At 63.7% G+C, this 15,257-nt stretch carries 13 protein-coding genes; 3 read left to right on the top strand and 10 right to left on the bottom strand.

All coding sequences use genetic code 11. From position 1 onward, the window contains the following. Positions 1–52 precede the first annotated feature (52 nt). The 3 genes from MKP05_RS02985 to MKP05_RS02975 form a co-directional block, all read right to left on the bottom strand. Positions 53–1,510 (bottom strand): NCS1 family nucleobase:cation symporter-1, encoded by a 1,458-nt coding sequence (locus tag MKP05_RS02985; protein WP_240566951.1) that lies wholly within the window; start codon positions 1,508–1,510, stop codon positions 53–55. Between the two features lie 66 nt (positions 1,511–1,576). After that, positions 1,577–2,962, bottom strand: a complete 1,386-nt coding sequence (locus MKP05_RS02980; protein WP_240566950.1) for an NCS1 family transporter — start codon at positions 2,960–2,962, stop codon at positions 1,577–1,579. A 138-nt stretch (positions 2,963–3,100) separates the two neighbouring features. Further along, entirely contained in the window at positions 3,101–3,847 is a 747-nt protein-coding gene (locus MKP05_RS02975; protein WP_110282377.1) for an aspartate/glutamate racemase family protein, read from the bottom strand. A gap of 537 nt (positions 3,848–4,384) precedes the next feature. Here MKP05_RS02975 and puuE point away from each other — a divergent pair. Further along, positions 4,385–5,326, top strand: coding sequence for an allantoinase PuuE (gene puuE / locus MKP05_RS02970; protein ID WP_110282376.1), 942 nt, complete (start codon positions 4,385–4,387; stop codon positions 5,324–5,326). A 105-nt stretch (positions 5,327–5,431) separates the two neighbouring features. On the opposite strand, the gene MKP05_RS02965 is transcribed toward puuE, so the two are convergent. Beyond that, a complete protein-coding gene (locus MKP05_RS02965) occupies positions 5,432–6,880 on the bottom strand; it encodes a YfcC family protein (RefSeq protein WP_110282375.1) in 1,449 nt (482 codons plus the stop codon). A 426-nt stretch (positions 6,881–7,306) separates the two neighbouring features. Between MKP05_RS02965 and MKP05_RS02960 the strand changes: the two genes are divergently transcribed. Both MKP05_RS02960 and MKP05_RS02955 read left to right on the top strand, forming a co-directional pair. Continuing rightward, positions 7,307–7,825 (top strand): ureidoglycolate lyase, encoded by a 519-nt coding sequence (locus MKP05_RS02960; protein ID WP_240566949.1) that lies wholly within the window; start codon positions 7,307–7,309, stop codon positions 7,823–7,825. Between the two features lie 11 nt (positions 7,826–7,836). After that, positions 7,837–8,673 carry a bifunctional allantoicase/(S)-ureidoglycine aminohydrolase gene (locus MKP05_RS02955; protein ID WP_240566948.1) on the top strand — a complete coding sequence of 279 codons (837 nt, stop codon included), beginning with the start codon at positions 7,837–7,839 and terminating at the stop codon, positions 8,671–8,673. Between the two features lie 88 nt (positions 8,674–8,761). On the opposite strand, the gene MKP05_RS02950 is transcribed toward MKP05_RS02955, so the two are convergent. The 6 genes from MKP05_RS02950 to MKP05_RS02925 form a co-directional block, all read right to left on the bottom strand. Next, on the bottom strand, positions 8,762–8,911 hold the full coding sequence (locus MKP05_RS02950; RefSeq protein WP_219999874.1) for an FCD domain-containing protein: 150 nt from the start codon (positions 8,909–8,911) through the stop codon (positions 8,762–8,764). A 102-nt stretch (positions 8,912–9,013) separates the two neighbouring features. Further along, the gene (locus MKP05_RS02945) at positions 9,014–10,093 is read right to left on the bottom strand and encodes a DUF475 domain-containing protein (RefSeq protein ID WP_240566947.1); all 1,080 of its coding nucleotides are present in this window, start codon (positions 10,091–10,093) and stop codon (positions 9,014–9,016) included. A 114-nt stretch (positions 10,094–10,207) separates the two neighbouring features. After that, the gene (locus MKP05_RS02940) at positions 10,208–11,851 is read right to left on the bottom strand and encodes an ABC transporter ATP-binding protein (protein WP_240566946.1); all 1,644 of its coding nucleotides are present in this window, start codon (positions 11,849–11,851) and stop codon (positions 10,208–10,210) included. Next, a complete protein-coding gene (locus MKP05_RS02935; protein ID WP_110282369.1) occupies positions 11,848–12,771 on the bottom strand; it encodes an ABC transporter permease in 924 nt (307 codons plus the stop codon). The genes MKP05_RS02940 and MKP05_RS02935 overlap by 4 nt, the downstream gene beginning before the upstream one ends. A 3-nt stretch (positions 12,772–12,774) precedes the next feature. After that, positions 12,775–13,689, bottom strand: a complete 915-nt coding sequence (locus MKP05_RS02930) for an ABC transporter permease (RefSeq protein WP_110282368.1) — start codon at positions 13,687–13,689, stop codon at positions 12,775–12,777. A 58-nt stretch (positions 13,690–13,747) separates the two neighbouring features. Next, the gene (locus MKP05_RS02925) at positions 13,748–15,256 is read right to left on the bottom strand and encodes an ABC transporter substrate-binding protein (RefSeq protein ID WP_240566945.1); all 1,509 of its coding nucleotides are present in this window, start codon (positions 15,254–15,256) and stop codon (positions 13,748–13,750) included. Between the last annotated feature and the right edge of the window lies 1 nt (position 15,257).

Genomic DNA, 15,257 nt, shown 5'->3' with positions numbered 1-15,257 from the left:
ACCCCGAGCCAAGTGGCTCGGGGTATCGTGTTCAGGGGCGTAGGGGGACGCCCTACGGCTGGGTTGGCGCCACCGCCATCTGATGGTTGCGCATCAGGAAGTGGTAGAACAGGCCGCCGAGTCCGGCACCGATCAGCCAACCGTACCCATTCAGGTCGCTGAGGGCGGGAATCAGCACGGTGGAGATGGAGAACAGCGCCGCCATGCCGAAGGCCGCCAGGGCCTTGCTGTTCCAGCCCTTGACGTAGTAATAGGCGCCAGCGGGGTCGGAAGAGAACAGCTGCTCCATGTCCAGGTGCTGACGCTTCACCAGGTAGTAGTCGACCACGATGATGCCGTAGAAGGGCGCGACGATGGCGCCGAGCGCATTGACGAAGCCGGGCACGCCGATCTGGCTGATCACCGAGACCCACAGCGCGCCGACGAAGAAGGCAATGATCGCCGTGATCAGCCCGCCCATCTTGAAACTGATCCTGCTGGGAAAGAGGTTGGCCAGGTCGTAGGCCGGCGGGATGAAGTTGGCGACCAGGTTGATGCCCACGGTGGCGGCGAAGAAGGTCAGCGCGGCGACGATGGTCAGCGGCAGCGAATCGACGCGCTCGACGATGTCCGCCGGGTTGGTCAGGGCATCGCCGAACAGCACCAGGGTGCCGGCGGTGATGATCAGGGCGATGAACGAGAAGAAGGCCACGTTGAGCGGCAGGCCGAGCAGGTTGCCGAGCTTCATCTCGCGTTCGCTGCGCACGAAGCGGGTGAAGTCGCCGAAGTTGATCACCACCGCGGCGAAGTAGGCGACCATGGTGCCGACGATGGCCAGGAAGGCGGCGATGGCGCTGCCGGAGTGGCTACCGTCGCCGCTGAAGATGGTGCCGATGGCGGGCAGCAGTTCGCTGCCGGCCTGGACCCAGACGATGATCATCAAGGCCACCATCACCAGGTAGACCAGCGGGCCGGCCCAGTTGAGGAAGTGCTTGATGCGGTCGATGCCCTGCCAGAAGATCGCGATCTGGAACAGCCACACGATCACGAACGACACCCAGGCCACGCCCGACAGGCCCAGGAAGGTCGAGCCGTCACCGGCGCCGAACAGGGCGGTGATCAGCAGCGCCACCGCCGTGGAGGCGAAGTAGGTCTGCACCCCGTACCAGAAGATGCCGATGATCGCCCGCAGCATGGCCGGCAGGTTGGCCCCGCGCACCCCCATGCTGGCGCGGATCATCACCGGAAAGGGGATGCCGTATTTCACACTGGGCTTGCCGGTCAGATTGACCAGATACATCACGATGACCCCGGCCAGGATGATCGCCGCCATCACCGCCCAGCCATTCAGTCCATATGAGAGAAACAGCGAGGCCGCCAGGGTGTAGCCGAACAGGCTCTGGATGTCGTTGGACCAGACGTTGAAGATCTCGAACCAGCCCCAGGTGCGCTTGCTGTGCGGTATCGGGGCCAGGTCCGCGTTATAGAGCGTCGGGTCGATGCTCTGGATATCCAGATCGCTATCTTTCATCGGGATCACCATTGTGGTTGTTGTGGTGGGCCCCGCCTGCCCGGCTCATGGGCAGGCGGGGTACTCTCAGCTACAGAAGCGCTGGCAGGGGGCCCAGTGCTTCATCAGCAGGTAGTAGGTGAGACCGGCCGGGATCAGGCTGGCGTACCAGGAGACCGCGGAGAAGCTCAGGGCGGCGGCGATGCCGACGGCAGTGGCGATCAGGGCGGCGTAGTTGACGCCCTGGTAGGGGCCGGCCTCGTCATACAGCTTGCCGAGATCCAGGGTACGGCGACGAATGATGTAGTAGTCGACCACCAGGATGGCGAAGATCGGACCCAGGAACGCCGAGTAGGTCTGCACGAAGAGCTGCAGGCCGGCGGCGGACTCGGGCTGCACCAGCTTCCAGGGGAAGGTGGCGAAGGCCAGCAGGCCGACGATCACGGTGGCGACCGGGAACTTCATCTTGAACACGTCCATCAGCACGTAGGTCGGCGGTACCACGTTGTTGAGCACGTTGGTGGTGACCTGGGCGAAGGCGATGAACAGCAGGGTGGTCATCAGCAGCGGGGTGTTGTCGACGGCGTTGGCGAATACCTGGATGGGGTCGGCGGTGCCGGTGGCCTCGGAGACCATGAAACCGATCAGGCCCATGAACAGGGTGCAGGGCAGGATCGACATGGCATAGATGGTGGTCAGGATGCCGGGGCCGGTGCCGTGCTTGTGCTCACGGGAGTAGTCGCTGACGTTGAGCATCATGGTGCTGTAGATGCCCAGGAACAGCATGGTGGCGCCCCAGAAGGGCAGGCCCCAGGAGCCTTCCATGGTCAGCAGGTTGGCCGACAGCTCGTCGCCGTAGCGCTGCACCGTGGCATAGAACATGTAGGTCAGCGAGGCGAGGATGAAGGCGCTGCCGATGTTCTCCAGCCACTTGATGCCCTGGAAGCCCATCACCGACAGGCCGATCTGCAGGAACTGGAAGGTGATGAAGTAGAACACCAGGTTATCGAAGCCGAACAGGGTGGCCGACACCATGTTCAGGGCGCCGGCACCGATCCAGCTCTGGAAGCCGTACCACACGATGGCCGGCACGGCGCGTACCAGTCCCGGGACGCGGGTACCTGCGAAGCCGAAGGCGCTGCGCGCCTGGACCATGAAGGGGATGCCGTACTTGTAGCCGGCGGCACCATTGATGGCGAGCGCGATACCGATCACGAAGCAGCCGATGGCGATGGCCAGGGTCGCCTGGATCAGGTTCAGCGTGCCGACCACGCTGGAGCCCATGGCGAAGGTGCCGATCGAGACGCAGCCGCCGAACCAGGCCAGGAAGTAGGAGGCCCGGCCCATGATGCGGGTCTGCTGGGGAGCGAGTGACTCGTCCCCGGGCGCCTTGGTGCTGTCATGGGCGACGGTCTGGCCGGATACCGGGATGTCGGTGTCGGCCGTGGTGGGTTGTGGGTTGGGGTGGCTCATGGTGTTGTCCTCGCAAGTCGTTGCTCGATGTTGTGGTTATGCCCCGGCGGGCGACGGCCCGGGTGGCGATGCTTGCGGCGTGCTCAGTGGCTTGGGTTTGTCGTTGTGGTGCTGTGTCGTGGTGGTGCGTTGTTCGGGTCAGCGCCGTGGTGTCAGCTCCGAAAGGTGTGTGAAGCGTCCGGTGAAGGCCTTGGGACGCGGAAAAGCCAGGTCGCCATGCTTGCTGGTGCCCAGCCCCAGTCCCACCAGCGCCTCGGTCAGTTTCACCGCGGCGGTGACGCCCTCGACCACCGGCAGGCCCACTTCCCGGGCAATCTCGTCGGTGAGGTCGGCCATGCCGCCACACCCCAGCACGATGGCGCCGATGCCGTCCTCATCACGGGCCAGGCGGCATTCGCCGATGATGCGGTTCAGCGAGGCGTCGCCATTCTCTTCCAGGTCCAGCACCGGGATCTCCGCGGCCCGCACTCGGCGGCAGTGGTGACGGAAGCCATACTGCTCGAGCAGGTGCTCGGCGATGATGCCGGTCCGCCCCAGGGTGGTGACGATGGAGAAACGGGTGCTGATCAGGCTGGCCATGTGGAAGGCGGCCTCGGCGATGCCGATCACCGGTGCCCGGGTCAGCTCGCGGGCCGCCATCAACCCCGGATCACCGAAGCAGGCGATCACGTAGGCATCGACGCCCTCGCGCTCCCCGGCCAGCACCTCCTCGAGTACGCCCACGGCGCTGATCGCCTCGTCGAAGTGGCTCTCGATGGAGACCGGCCCGTCGTCGGGCTGGGTCGCCGAGATATGGGTACCCGGCGCGGCGATGCGGCGTGCGGCCTCTCCGATCGTCGCCGTCATGCTGGCGGTGGTGTTGGGGTTGATGACGCGGATATGCATGGCGTTGGCTCTCTTGTATCTCTTGTGAACAACGTAAAATGTCTTTGTACACAAAATAGATGGCTTTTGTTTTGCCTGCAAGTCGTAGAGCGAAACCTGCCAGGAGAGGGAATATCTGTTTGGAAACAAAAGGTTGTGGCGTATTTCGAGATGTTTTCGGCCAGGGCTGCCTACTAGACCATGGTCGCTAGCCTGATTCGCCCCTCTTTGTGGCGACAATTGCATTGCGTAATTGTATACATTATGACCTGTCTCTCTCCACAGGGTGTCCTGGCGGGCTTGTATCACCACAGGAGTGGTGTCCACAGGCGTCGGTGGCAGGAAAAGACGGAAAAGGGGTTGCAGTCGCATTGAACACACCCTATCTTTTTCTTGTATACATAAATTCCTGGCCCGCTACTGTCGTGGGCTATCGCAGTGGGTGGCGGTGCCCCGTGAGGGGCTGTACCCACCCCGGGGGATGCGCCCGGCCGCCGTCCACGCGCTGCCGCACCGATCACTCGTGTCGAGTGTCCATAACAATCAGGAAATTGCGCCATGACCCAGCTTACGTCTTCTGACTATCCCCGTGACCTGATCGGCTATGGCCGTACGCCGCCCCATGCCAACTGGCCGGGCAAGGCGAGGATCGCCGTGCAGTTCGTGCTCAACTACGAGGAGGGCGGCGAGAATTGCGTGCTGCACGGCGACGCCGGCTCCGAGCAGTTCCTCTCCGAGATCATCGGCGCTCCGTCGTTTCCCGATCGCCACCTGAGCATGGAGTCGATCTACGAATACGGCTCGCGGGCCGGCGTGTGGCGTATCCTGCGGGAGTTCGAGCGCCGTGGCCTGCCGCTGACCGTGTTCGGGGTGGCCATGGCCCTGGAGCGCCACCCCGAGGTGGCCCATGCCTTCAAGGAGCTGGGGCACGAGATCGCCTGCCATGGCTACCGCTGGATCCATTACCAGGAGGTGCCGGAGGCGGTGGAGCGCGAGCACCTGCAGCGCGCCATGGCGATCTTCCAGCGCCTCTATGGCGAGAAGCCACTGGGCTGGTACACCGGGCGTGACAGTCCCAACACCCGCCGCTTGGTGCTCGACGAGGGCGGTTTCCTCTACGACAGCGACTACTACGGCGACGACCTGCCGTTCTGGACCCGCGAGGCGGACAGCCAGGGCGAGTTGCATGACCACCTGGTGGTGCCCTATACCCTGGACAGCAACGACATGCGTTTCGCCGCTCCCCAGGGCTTCAACACCGCGGATCACTTCTTCACCTACCTGCGCGATGCCTTCGACGTGCTCTATGCGGAAGGGGAGGAGGCGCCGAAGATGCTCTCCGTGGGCCTGCACTGCCGGCTCATCGGCCGCCCGGGACGCTTCCGCGCCCTGCAGCGCTTCCTCGACCATATCGAGGCCCACGATCGTGTCTGGGTGACGCGCCGCGTGGACATCGCCCGCCACTGGGCCGAGCACCATCCGGCCCCGGCGACCCGTTAGGACGGGGGGCGAATCGTGCGGGCGGCAATCCCATACGGCACCAGGCCCCACCCGGTGATACCGGGTGGGGCCTGGTGGCTGGCTGCAGGGGCGAGGGTCAGGCGATCAGCCGACCCATTGGGTGGCCTGGGCAAAGGCGAGGAAGCCCATGGAGATCAGCACCCAGACGCAGAACAGCGGGAAGAAGAACTTCACCCATTTCTGCCAGGGCACACCGGCGATGGCCAGGGTGGCCATGAAGTAGCCGGAGGTCGGGAAGAGGATGTTGCCGACCCCGTCACCGAGCTGGTAGGCCAGCACCGCGGTCTGGCGGGTCACGCCGATCAGGTCGGAGAGCGGGGCCATGATCGGCATGGTGACCAGCGCCTGGCCGCTGCCGGAGGGCACCACGAAGTTGAAGGCCAGCTGGGAGAAATACATGCCGATGGCCGACAGCAGGGTGGGCAGTTCACCGACGAGGTTGCCGAGGCCGAAGACGAGGGTATCCATGATCTGGCCATCCTCGAGCACCACGGCCACGCCGCGGGCCACCCCGGCGATCATGGCGCCGACCAGCACGTCGCGAAAGCCCTTGTTGAAGGCTTCGCAGATGCGCTCGGTGGTCAGGCCAGCGATCAGGCCGACGACGATGCCCATGACGATGAACAGGCCGGCCATCTCCATCATGAACCAGCCCTGGCGCAGCACGCCGTAAACCAGCAGGCCGAAGAAGGCGAAGGTGGCGATGGCGGCCAGCTTCTGGCGGCCGTTGGCCATGAGGGCGCCTTCGTCGGTGGCATGCTGGTAGAGCGAGCGCTTCTCGGCCTCGTCTTCGTCACCGGCCATCAGGCTGAGCTCGGGGCTGGCCTGGACCTTGCGGGCATAGCGCATGACGAAGTAGATGCCGGCACCCAACACGATGGCGAAGGCGGCGGCCCGCAGGCCGAAGCCGGAGTAGAGCGGCAGGTTGGAGAGTTGCTGCCCCAGCCCGGTGTTGATCGGGTTGAGGATGCCGGTGGTGAAGCCAGCGGTGGTGGCACACAGCGCCACGGCGGCGGCGGTCACCGAGTCGAAGCGCAGGGCGATCATCAGCGGCAGGATGACTGGCACATAGACCAGCGCCAGCTCCTGGGTGCCGATGATGGTGGCGACCACGGCGAACACCGTCATCAGCACCGGGATCATCAGCAGGCTTCGGCCGGCAAACTGGCGGCTGAGCTTGTCGACGCCGATCTCGATGATGCCGGTGCGCCGCAACACCATGAACATGCCGCCGATCATGAAGGTGAAGAATACCACCTCTCCGGCGCTCATCAGGCCATTGGGTATCGCCAGCATGAAGTCGACGATGCCGGTCGGGTTGGGCTCGACGAACTGGAAGGACTCGGCATCGATGGTGATGCGCCCCGCGGGGCCGGGGATCCGCTCGAATTCGCCGGCCGGCACGAAGTGGGTTGCCACCGCCGCGATGGCGATGAAGACGAACAGGATGGCGTAGATATGGGGTATCTGAAATGCTCGCTTGGGTTTGTTGAAAACGGCTTCGGCTTCACTGGCTTGAGGTTGTTGAGACATACAAGACCTCGGATTGTTGTTGGATCTGAGTGGAGTCGCATCGTCACCCTTGCCGGGTGGATGGGCTCGGGATTGCACAAGGGGATCGCGGTGACCTGAATCCGGTCCTCACGAAACAGTGGTCAACTGATGGGACACGACCTCATGGGGCGTGGGGTGCTCGGTGTGTCTTCCTCCTCGGCTGCTGCGTCTGGGTTCGATTGAAGCCCATTATGGAAAAAAATTCCACAATTATTTTTTCACTTTTCGCGAAGATTTGAAATTTTAGTTTCAGAAGCTAAGATGAGGGTACCGGATGGCCCGGAGGTCAATGCCTGGTGCTCGAGGAGACTTCGTGGCGAGCGAAGGCGTCGGCGCCTTGGGATGTGTCCGCCTCGGCCGTCTCTCATTCCCGGGAGGGTGAGCCTCTCCCACACAGGAGGTTGTATGCTGGAACTCGAGGCCCGTCCCCTGACGCCTGAGGCCTTCGCGCCCTTCGGCGACGTGATCGATACCCGCACGTCCGATTATTTCCATATCAATGCAGGCCGCACCCGTCGCTATCACGACCTGGCCAGGGTCGAGACCCTCGGCGAGCAAGCGCGGGCGTTGATCAGCATCTTCGTCAGCCAACCCGTCAGTGTGCCGCTGGAGCTGGATTTCCTTGAGCGCCATCCTCAGGGCAGCCAGGCCTTCGTGCCGATGCACGAGGAGCGCTTCCTGGTGGTGGTGGCTCCTCCCGGCGACACCATCGACCCCGACAGCGTGCGGGCCTTCGTCACCGACGGTCGCCAGGGCGTCAACTACCGCGCCGGCACCTGGCACGCCATCCAGTCGGTGCTGGAGCGCGAGGGCGAGTTCCTGGTGGTGGACCGCGGCGGCGAGGGCAACAACTGCGACGAGCACCCCATCGGCATCCGCGTGACCCTGCCGGAAGGCGAGGTCGTCGCCTCTACCAGCGAATAAGAGGAAACCCCATGAGTCAGCGTCAGTACTACGCCCCCCAGGGCGGCCATCCCAGCCAGAAGGTGATGACCACCGACCGCGCCATGTTCACCGAGGCCTTCGCGGTCATTCCCAAGGGCGTCTATCGCGACATCGTCACCAGCAAGCTGCCCCACTGGGAGAACACGCGCCTGTGGGTGCTGTCGCGTCCGCTGTCCGGCTTCGCCGAGACCTTCTCCCAGTACATCATGGAGGTCTCCCCCGGCGGCGGCAGCGAGCGGCCCGAGACCGACCCGGGCGCCGAGGGCGTGCTCTTCGTGGTGGAGGGCGAAACGGTGCTGACCATCGCCGGCGAGAAGTATCACATGGAGCCCGGCGGCTACGCCTTCATCCCGCCGGGTAGCGACTGGCAGCTGCGCAACGAATCCGACGCCCCGGTGCGTTTCCACTGGATCCGCAAGGCCTACGAATACGTCGACGGCATCGAGGTACCCGAGGCCTTCGTGGTCAACGAGAACGACATCGCCCCGACGGTGATGCCGGACTGCAACGAGGTGTGGGCCACCACCCGCTTCGTCGACCCGGAGGATCTGCGTCACGACATGCACGTGACCATCGTCACCTTCCAGCCCGGCGGCGTGATTCCCTTCGACGAGACCCACGTCATGGAGCACGGCCTCTACGTGCTCGAGGGCAAGGCGGTCTATCACCTCAACCAGCAGTGGGTCGAGGTCGAGGCAGGCGACTACATGTGGCTGCGCGCCTTCTGCCCCCAGGCCTGCTATGCGGGTGGCCCGGGGCCCTTCCGCTATCTGCTGTACAAGGACGTCAATCGCCACATGGCGCTGCCCTACAGCAAGCGCGGCTGATGCACCCTGCCCGGTCATGCGACCGGGCAGAGGCCCTGACACGATGACACCCGCCGCTCGGCGGGTGCCGTCGTGTTCGACGGCAGGATCAACCGCGGTTGATGGCGGCGATGGCATCGCCGGTGTGCTGGACATGATCGGCCAGCAGGCGCCGGGCCCGCTCCCCGTCACGGGCCTTGAGTGCCTCGAGGATCTCATGATGCTCCTGGGTCGATTCCTCCCAGCGCCAGACGGCCATGCACGATCCACTGGCGCAGCACCTGGCAGGCATCTTCCGCCAGCGGCGGGCTGGTGATGGGCCGACTGGCGGTGGGAGCTGGACGTTCCATGGCCATCTTTTTCAGGCTTGTGATTGCAGCTCAGCCCTGCTTTTCTTGCGATTCCACCGAATCGAGGAAACAAGCGAGACGCCGATCAGCCCTGCCCCGGCCAGACCGGTGATGACCTCGGGAATATGGTATAGCGTCTGCATATACATGATGACCGACAGGATAAGGATCGCGTAGAAGGCGCCGTGTTCAAGGTAGCGGTACTGCGATAGCGTGCCTTTCTCGACGAGCATGATGGTCATGGAGCGGACGTACATGGCGCCGATCCCCAGCCCGATAGCAATGACAATCATATTCTGCGTCAGTGCAAAGGCACCGATCACGCCGTCGAAGGAAAAGGAGGCGTCCAGTACCTCGAGATAGACGAAGGCGCCCAAGCCCCCCTTTGCCGCGCCCGACAAGGCTTTTTCCTTCATGTCGAGGATGCCGCTCAAGACTTCCACCACGAGAAAGGTCAAGAGCCCCCATACCGCCGAACGAATGAACACCGTCATCTCACCTGCCGGGAGGAAGCGCGAAACAGCGAGCATGATGACAAGCACGATAGCGATCTCGATGCCGCGGATCGAGGAATAGCGACTGGCCCACTCCTCCAGCGCGTGGACCCAGTGGATGTCCTTTTCATGATCGAAGAAGAACTTCAGACCCACCATCATCAGGAAGGTGCCGCCGAAGGCGGCGATGGGCAGGTGGGCGTCGTGCATGATGGCTGCGTACTGTTCGGGCTGCGAGGCGGCGACCATGACCGCCTGCCACGGGCCGATCTTCGCCGCGATCACCACGATCAGGAGCGGGAAGAGTACGCGCATGCCGAAGACGGCGATGAGGATACCCCAGGTCAGGAAACGCTTTTGCCATTTCGGCGTCATGTCCTTGAGCTTGTTGGCGTTGACGATCGCGTTGTCGAAGGACAGCGAGATTTCCAGCACCGCCAGTACGCAGCAGATGAAAAAGATCGAGGCTGCACCGCCGATCGTGCCCGTCATCTGCCAGCCGAACCACCCACCCAGGGCAAGCCCAGCACTGGTAACGACAAAAGCCCACTTGAAATAACCGAGGGCCGACGCATGCGATCGCGATTGCAGTGTCATAGGCATATCTCCGGTACGGCCGGACGTCTGTCGCCCGGCCTTGGCTGAGGAATAAGGTGATAAAAGTACGACGCGCCGAAGAGGATCTGCGGTCCGGGCGCGCCGTTCGCCACGTCAAGCAGGCTCCTGCATCGGAGCACGCCGTTCCAGAGCTTCTCGAGCCTCGCGCCGCGCAGCCTGCACGTCGGGGTCGGGATCGAGGCCTGCTGCAAGCAACCTCTGGGTATAGGGTTCGCGTGGGTTGTCGAAGATGTCGCGCACTGTCCCTTGCTCGACGATCTTGCCGTTCTTCATCACTATCACATGGTCGGCAAAATCCCTCACCACGGGCAGGTCGTGGGCAATGAAAATGAAGGCGATCCCGAGTTCCTCACGAAGCTTTGCCAGAAGGTCCATCACCTGCGCCTGGATCGACACATCGAGCGCCGAGACCGCCTCGTCGCAGACGATGAGCTTCGGCTCCAGCGCGAGCGCCCGAGCGATGGCGATGCGTTGTCGCTGGCCGCCGGAGAACTGGTGAGGATAACGGGCGGCGTGCTCGGGCTGAAGTCCGACCTGCGAGAGCAACTGCAGCACACGGTCCCGCCACTGTGCACGAGGCAATATCTCGGAATGGATGACCCACGCCTCCGAGATCAGGTCGAACACCGACATGCGTGGGTTGAGCGACTGGGTCGGATCCTGGAAGACCATCTGCAACTGGCGCCGTACCCGGGCCATCTGACGAGGCGTCTTGGCAAACAGGTCCTCGCCCTCCCACAGCGCGCGGCCACCCGAGGGCTCCTCCAGACGCAGGAGCGTTTTGGCCAGCGTCGATTTTCCCGAGCCGCTTTCCCCGACAATCGCCAGCGTCTCACCGGCCCTGAGGTCGAAGGATGCTCCCTTGAGCGCGGTGAAAGTGCCGTAGCTTTTCGACACCTTCTCCAGCCTTAATAGTGGCTCCCCTGAGAGAGCGGAATCACGCATCTCCCCCTTGCCAGGCGCAGCCGCGATCAACTTGCAGGTATAGGGGTGGCGGGGATTGTGATAAACCTCGCGCGCGGTTCCCCGCTCGACGATCCGCCCGCCTTCCATGACCACGACCCGGTCGGCGGTCTCGGCCACGACGCCCAGGTCATGGGTGATGAGCAGCAGGCCCATGCCCGTTTGCTGCTGGAGTTCTTCGAGCAGGGCAAGCACCTCGGCCTGAACCGTCACGTCGAGTGCGGTGGTCGGCTCATCGGCGATCAGGATGTCGGGCTGGAGCCCGAGCGCCATGGCGATCATCAGGCGCTGTCGCTGGCCACCGGAGAACTGGTGAGGATAGCGGTCCATCGCCGCTTCCGGCTCGGGTATGCCCACGCGGTGCAGCAGTTCGAGGGCTCGGCTGCGGGCTTCTTCCTTCGGGCGACCGTGGGCCGTGAGCGTCTCCATGATCTGCCAGCCCACCGTGTAGACCGGGTTGAAGTGGCTCAGTGGGTCCTGAAAGATCATCGCGATCCGGCAGCCATTGATCTTTCGACGCTCCTCGGCGCTCGCGGTGAGCAGGTCGCGCCCCTCGAACAGGATGCGGCCCTGGGTGATCTCCCCGGGCGGGGTGTCGATCAGGTTCATGATCGCGGAGGCGGAAACGGACTTGCCGGAGCCACTCTCGCCCAGGATGGCCAGTGTCTCGCCAGGGTCGAGGTGCCAGCTTACCCCGTTCACCGCGTTCACCGTACCCGCGGCCGAATGAAACTGCACGGACAGGTCTTGGACCTCAAGCAGATGGTCGGTCATGTCTTCTTGCCTCCCAGTTCAAGGCGCCACCGCTGTACCGGGTCGAGGGCAGTGCGCAGCCAGTTGGATAGCAGGTTGAGCGAAAGCGTTGTCAGGATGATGGCCAGGCCTGGCCAGAAGGCGAGCCACCAGGCAGTGGTCAGATAGGAGCGGCCCTGGCTGACCATCAGGCCCCAGGTGATCTCGGGCGGCTGGATGCCGATACCCAGGAACGACAGCGAGGACTCGGCCAGCATCACGAAGGCGAAGTCCAGTGTCGCGATGGTCATTAGCGTCGGCACGATCACCGGCAGGATATGCCGGAACACGATGCGCGGCGTGGACGCGCCCATGACGCGGGCGGCCTGCACGAACATCCGCTCACGAATCTCCAGGACCTCGGCGCGCGTCGTGCGCAGATAGATCGGGATGCGGGTGATCGCGAGCACGATGATGAGGTTCCCGACCGAGGGGGCGAGGATGTAGAGCACGATGACCGCCAGGAGCAGCGAGGGAAACGACATGATGATGTCGGCCAGTCGCATGATGACCTGCCCCACGCGACGCCCTGCATAGCCGGCGATCAGGCCGAGCGTGGTGCCGATCACCATCGAGCAGGCGACCGCCCCGGCAGCGACCATGATAGTGTTCTGCGCCGCGACAATGATACGAGCGAGCAGTGGGCGGCCAAGGGCATCTCCCCCCAGCAGGAACTGCCAGCCGTTTTCGAGCGAGAACGGCGGCGCGTTGCGTCCGCGCAGGTTCACCTGGGAGGCCGCTTCGGACAGAGCGGCCGGGCCGAGCAGGGCGCAGGCGAAGATGACCAGCAGGAAGAGTGCGGCACAGAAAGCGAACTTGTCGGCCCACAGCATGCGCAGCACGGTGAACAGGCGCTGTGCCGGCCGGTGGTTGGTATCGGGAACGGGGGCGGAAACTATCATCGGTCAGTACCTGATCCGAGGATCGAGCACGGCGTAGGCCATGTCGATCAGGAGGTTCATGATGAAGATCGCGAGCGCGGTGACCACGATCGAGGCGAGGATCACGTTGAAGTCGCGCTGGAGAATCGAGTCGATCATCAGCTTGCCGACGCCGGGAAAGCCGAAGATCGTCTCGACGATGACGGCGCCGTTCAGCATCGCCGCCGCCTGGTCACCGATCACCGTGATGACGGGCAGCATGGCGTTGCGCAGCGTATGCACGAAGATGATCGGGCGGTTGCGAACGCCCTTGGCCCGCGCCGTCTTGACATAGGCCGAGGTCAGCGCCGAGATCATCGAGCCCCGTACGACCTGCAGGATCAGCCCGAAGGGCCGTACGAACAGTACCGCGACGGGTAGCACCCAGTGCCAGACGCTGCCGGTGCCCGAGGTGGGTAGCCATCCCAGCTGGACAGAGAAGAGCACAATCGCCACGATGGCGATCCAGAAATCGGGGGCGGAGGCACCGACGAGCGAGATCAGCGAAGTCAGCCGGTCGAACAATCCGCCGACCCGGAAGGCCGCGAGTGAGCCGAGCACTACGGCAGTGACGGTGACGAGCGCCATGGTGATGAGTGCCAGTTGCAAGGTCCACACGAAGGCTTCGAGCACCACATCGATGGCGGGGCGGGCCTTGCGGATCGACTCACCGAAATCCAGGCGAAGGAGATCGGTGACGTAATTGCCGAACTGGACCAGCAGCGGGTCATTCAAGCCGTGGATCTCACGAAAGTTCTCGAGCATCTCCTGGGAGGCATCGATGGGCAGGTAGAGGGCGGCCGGGTCCCCGGTCAACCGGGACAGGAAAAACACCAGCACCACGAGCCCTAGCAGCGCGAGGAAACTCGCCGCAGCTCGTTGTCCAATCATGCGTTTCATGGCGTCTCCTTGGTCTTGGGGTAGGCGGGGCGATGCCGATCGCCCCGCGTCGAGGTTGTTATTCGAAGGCGATGTCTGCCAGTTGTAGCTGGCTGTTGGTCGCAATCGTCGGCTCCCAGTCGAGACGTTCGTTGACGCGAGCGAACCCGACCATGTGGAACAGCAGCGCATCGGCCACGACGTCATCGTGAAGGTAACCGAAGAGCTCCGACCAGAGCTTGGCCCGCTCCTCGCCGGTCGCCGCGGTCGCCTGGGCGATCAGCTCATCCACGCGGGCATCCGCGATGCCGGATTGACGGCCTTCGGAGTGATACTTGAAGTACATCGAGAAGACCGCATCGCCACGCGCATTGTCGTGCATCGCCGCCACGAGTTGCGGATTGCGATCCTCGGGATAGGGCTTGGAGTAGAGGTTCTCGAACTCGGCGACCTCATACATCTGGAGATCGACGTTGAAGCCGACGTCGGAAAGCATGAAGTGCAACGTTTCCATCACCTCCGTGACATTCGGGTAGTTGCCCGTCCTGCCGACCAGGGTGATCTCTCGATCGACCGGCACACCAGCCGAAGCGGCTTCCTCGAGCAGTACGCGGGCCTTTTCGGGGTCGTACGCCGGCGGAGTCAGCTTCGCGTTCCAGCCCTGGGTCGTCGGCGGCACGATGGCCGTGGCCAGTTCGGTGCCCTCGGGCAGCAGCGAGCCGACGAAGGCCTCGCGATCGATGGCATGGTTGATGGCCAGCCGCACCCGGCGATCATCCAGCGGCGCCATCGAATGATCGAGCCGGAGGTAGAGGGTCTCCGAGTTCGGATAGGAATGATCGAGTTCAGGATCATCCGCCTCGATGGCAGAGATCGACGGGGCGATGTCGGCCTCATCCGTTTCCACCATGGCGGCACGCACGGCCGGATCCTGCCGGAACAGATAGGTCGCGCCGCTCACCTCGGGCGTATCGCCCCAGTAATCGTCGCGCCGTTCCAGCCGGATGTTCTGGCCAGGGTTCCACTCCGCCAGGGTGTAGGGACCCGTGCCGATGGGCTCACGGGTGAATTCGACCGGCGTCTCCGACGGGACGATCGTCAGCAGCGACATCAGCAGTGGCATGATGGGTTGCGCCGGCTCTGCCGTGAAATCGATCGTATGCTCGTCGACGATGGCCGGCGTGATTTCCATCCCACTGTAGTAGCGCGCTATCTCGCAGCTGATCTGGTCGCTCATCGCGCGAGCGAATGAATGCTTGACATCCTCGGCGTCGAAGCTGGACCCGTCAGAGAAGGTAACACCCTGGCGCAGGTGGAAACGCCAGGTGTTGTCGTCCACCTGCTCCCAGCTTTCCGCGAGGCGTGGCTTGATGCCGCCACCGCCGTCGCGTACGTCGAGCTCGGTCAGTGTCTCCGAGATGTTCTGCATGACGACTCGACCGATGTTCGAACGGGTTGCCATGCAGGGTTCGACCAGGTCGGTCTCTTCGGCGAGGACGACCGTGACGTTCTTGTTTTCCTGCGCGATGGCCGGGCCGAGGGACGCCGACGCGAGCAGAGCGCCGATCAATAGATGGTTGGGTTTCATT

This window comes from Halomonas flagellata (assembly GCF_022487945.1).
Lineage (GTDB): Bacteria > Pseudomonadota > Gammaproteobacteria > Pseudomonadales > Halomonadaceae > Halomonas > Halomonas flagellata.
The sequence above is the reverse complement of the archived record's forward strand: the minus strand, read 5'-3'. Positions and strand labels throughout refer to the sequence as shown.

Bases quoted from the DNA above. Each gene is read 5' to 3' on its own strand.
- MKP05_RS02985 (WP_240566951.1), bottom strand. From the start codon at position 1,510: ATGAAAGATAGCGATCTGGATATCCAGAGCATCGACCCGACGCTCTAT.
- MKP05_RS02980 (WP_240566950.1), bottom strand. From the start codon at position 2,962: ATGAGCCACCCCAACCCACAACCCACCACGGCCGACACCGACATCCCG.
- MKP05_RS02975 (WP_110282377.1), bottom strand. From the start codon at position 3,847: ATGCATATCCGCGTCATCAACCCCAACACCACCGCCAGCATGACGGCG.
- puuE (WP_110282376.1), top strand. From the start codon at position 4,385: ATGACCCAGCTTACGTCTTCTGACTATCCCCGTGACCTGATCGGCTAT.
- MKP05_RS02965 (WP_110282375.1), bottom strand. From the start codon at position 6,880: ATGTCTCAACAACCTCAAGCCAGTGAAGCCGAAGCCGTTTTCAACAAA.
- MKP05_RS02960 (WP_240566949.1), top strand. From the start codon at position 7,307: ATGCTGGAACTCGAGGCCCGTCCCCTGACGCCTGAGGCCTTCGCGCCC.
- MKP05_RS02955 (WP_240566948.1), top strand. From the start codon at position 7,837: ATGAGTCAGCGTCAGTACTACGCCCCCCAGGGCGGCCATCCCAGCCAG.
- MKP05_RS02950 (WP_219999874.1), bottom strand. From the start codon at position 8,911: ATGGCCGTCTGGCGCTGGGAGGAATCGACCCAGGAGCATCATGAGATC.
- MKP05_RS02945 (WP_240566947.1), bottom strand. From the start codon at position 10,093: ATGACACTGCAATCGCGATCGCATGCGTCGGCCCTCGGTTATTTCAAG.
- MKP05_RS02940 (WP_240566946.1), bottom strand. From the start codon at position 11,851: ATGACCGACCATCTGCTTGAGGTCCAAGACCTGTCCGTGCAGTTTCAT.
- MKP05_RS02935 (WP_110282369.1), bottom strand. From the start codon at position 12,771: ATGATAGTTTCCGCCCCCGTTCCCGATACCAACCACCGGCCGGCACAG.
- MKP05_RS02930 (WP_110282368.1), bottom strand. From the start codon at position 13,689: ATGAAACGCATGATTGGACAACGAGCTGCGGCGAGTTTCCTCGCGCTG.
- MKP05_RS02925 (WP_240566945.1), bottom strand. From the start codon at position 15,256: ATGAAACCCAACCATCTATTGATCGGCGCTCTGCTCGCGTCGGCGTCC.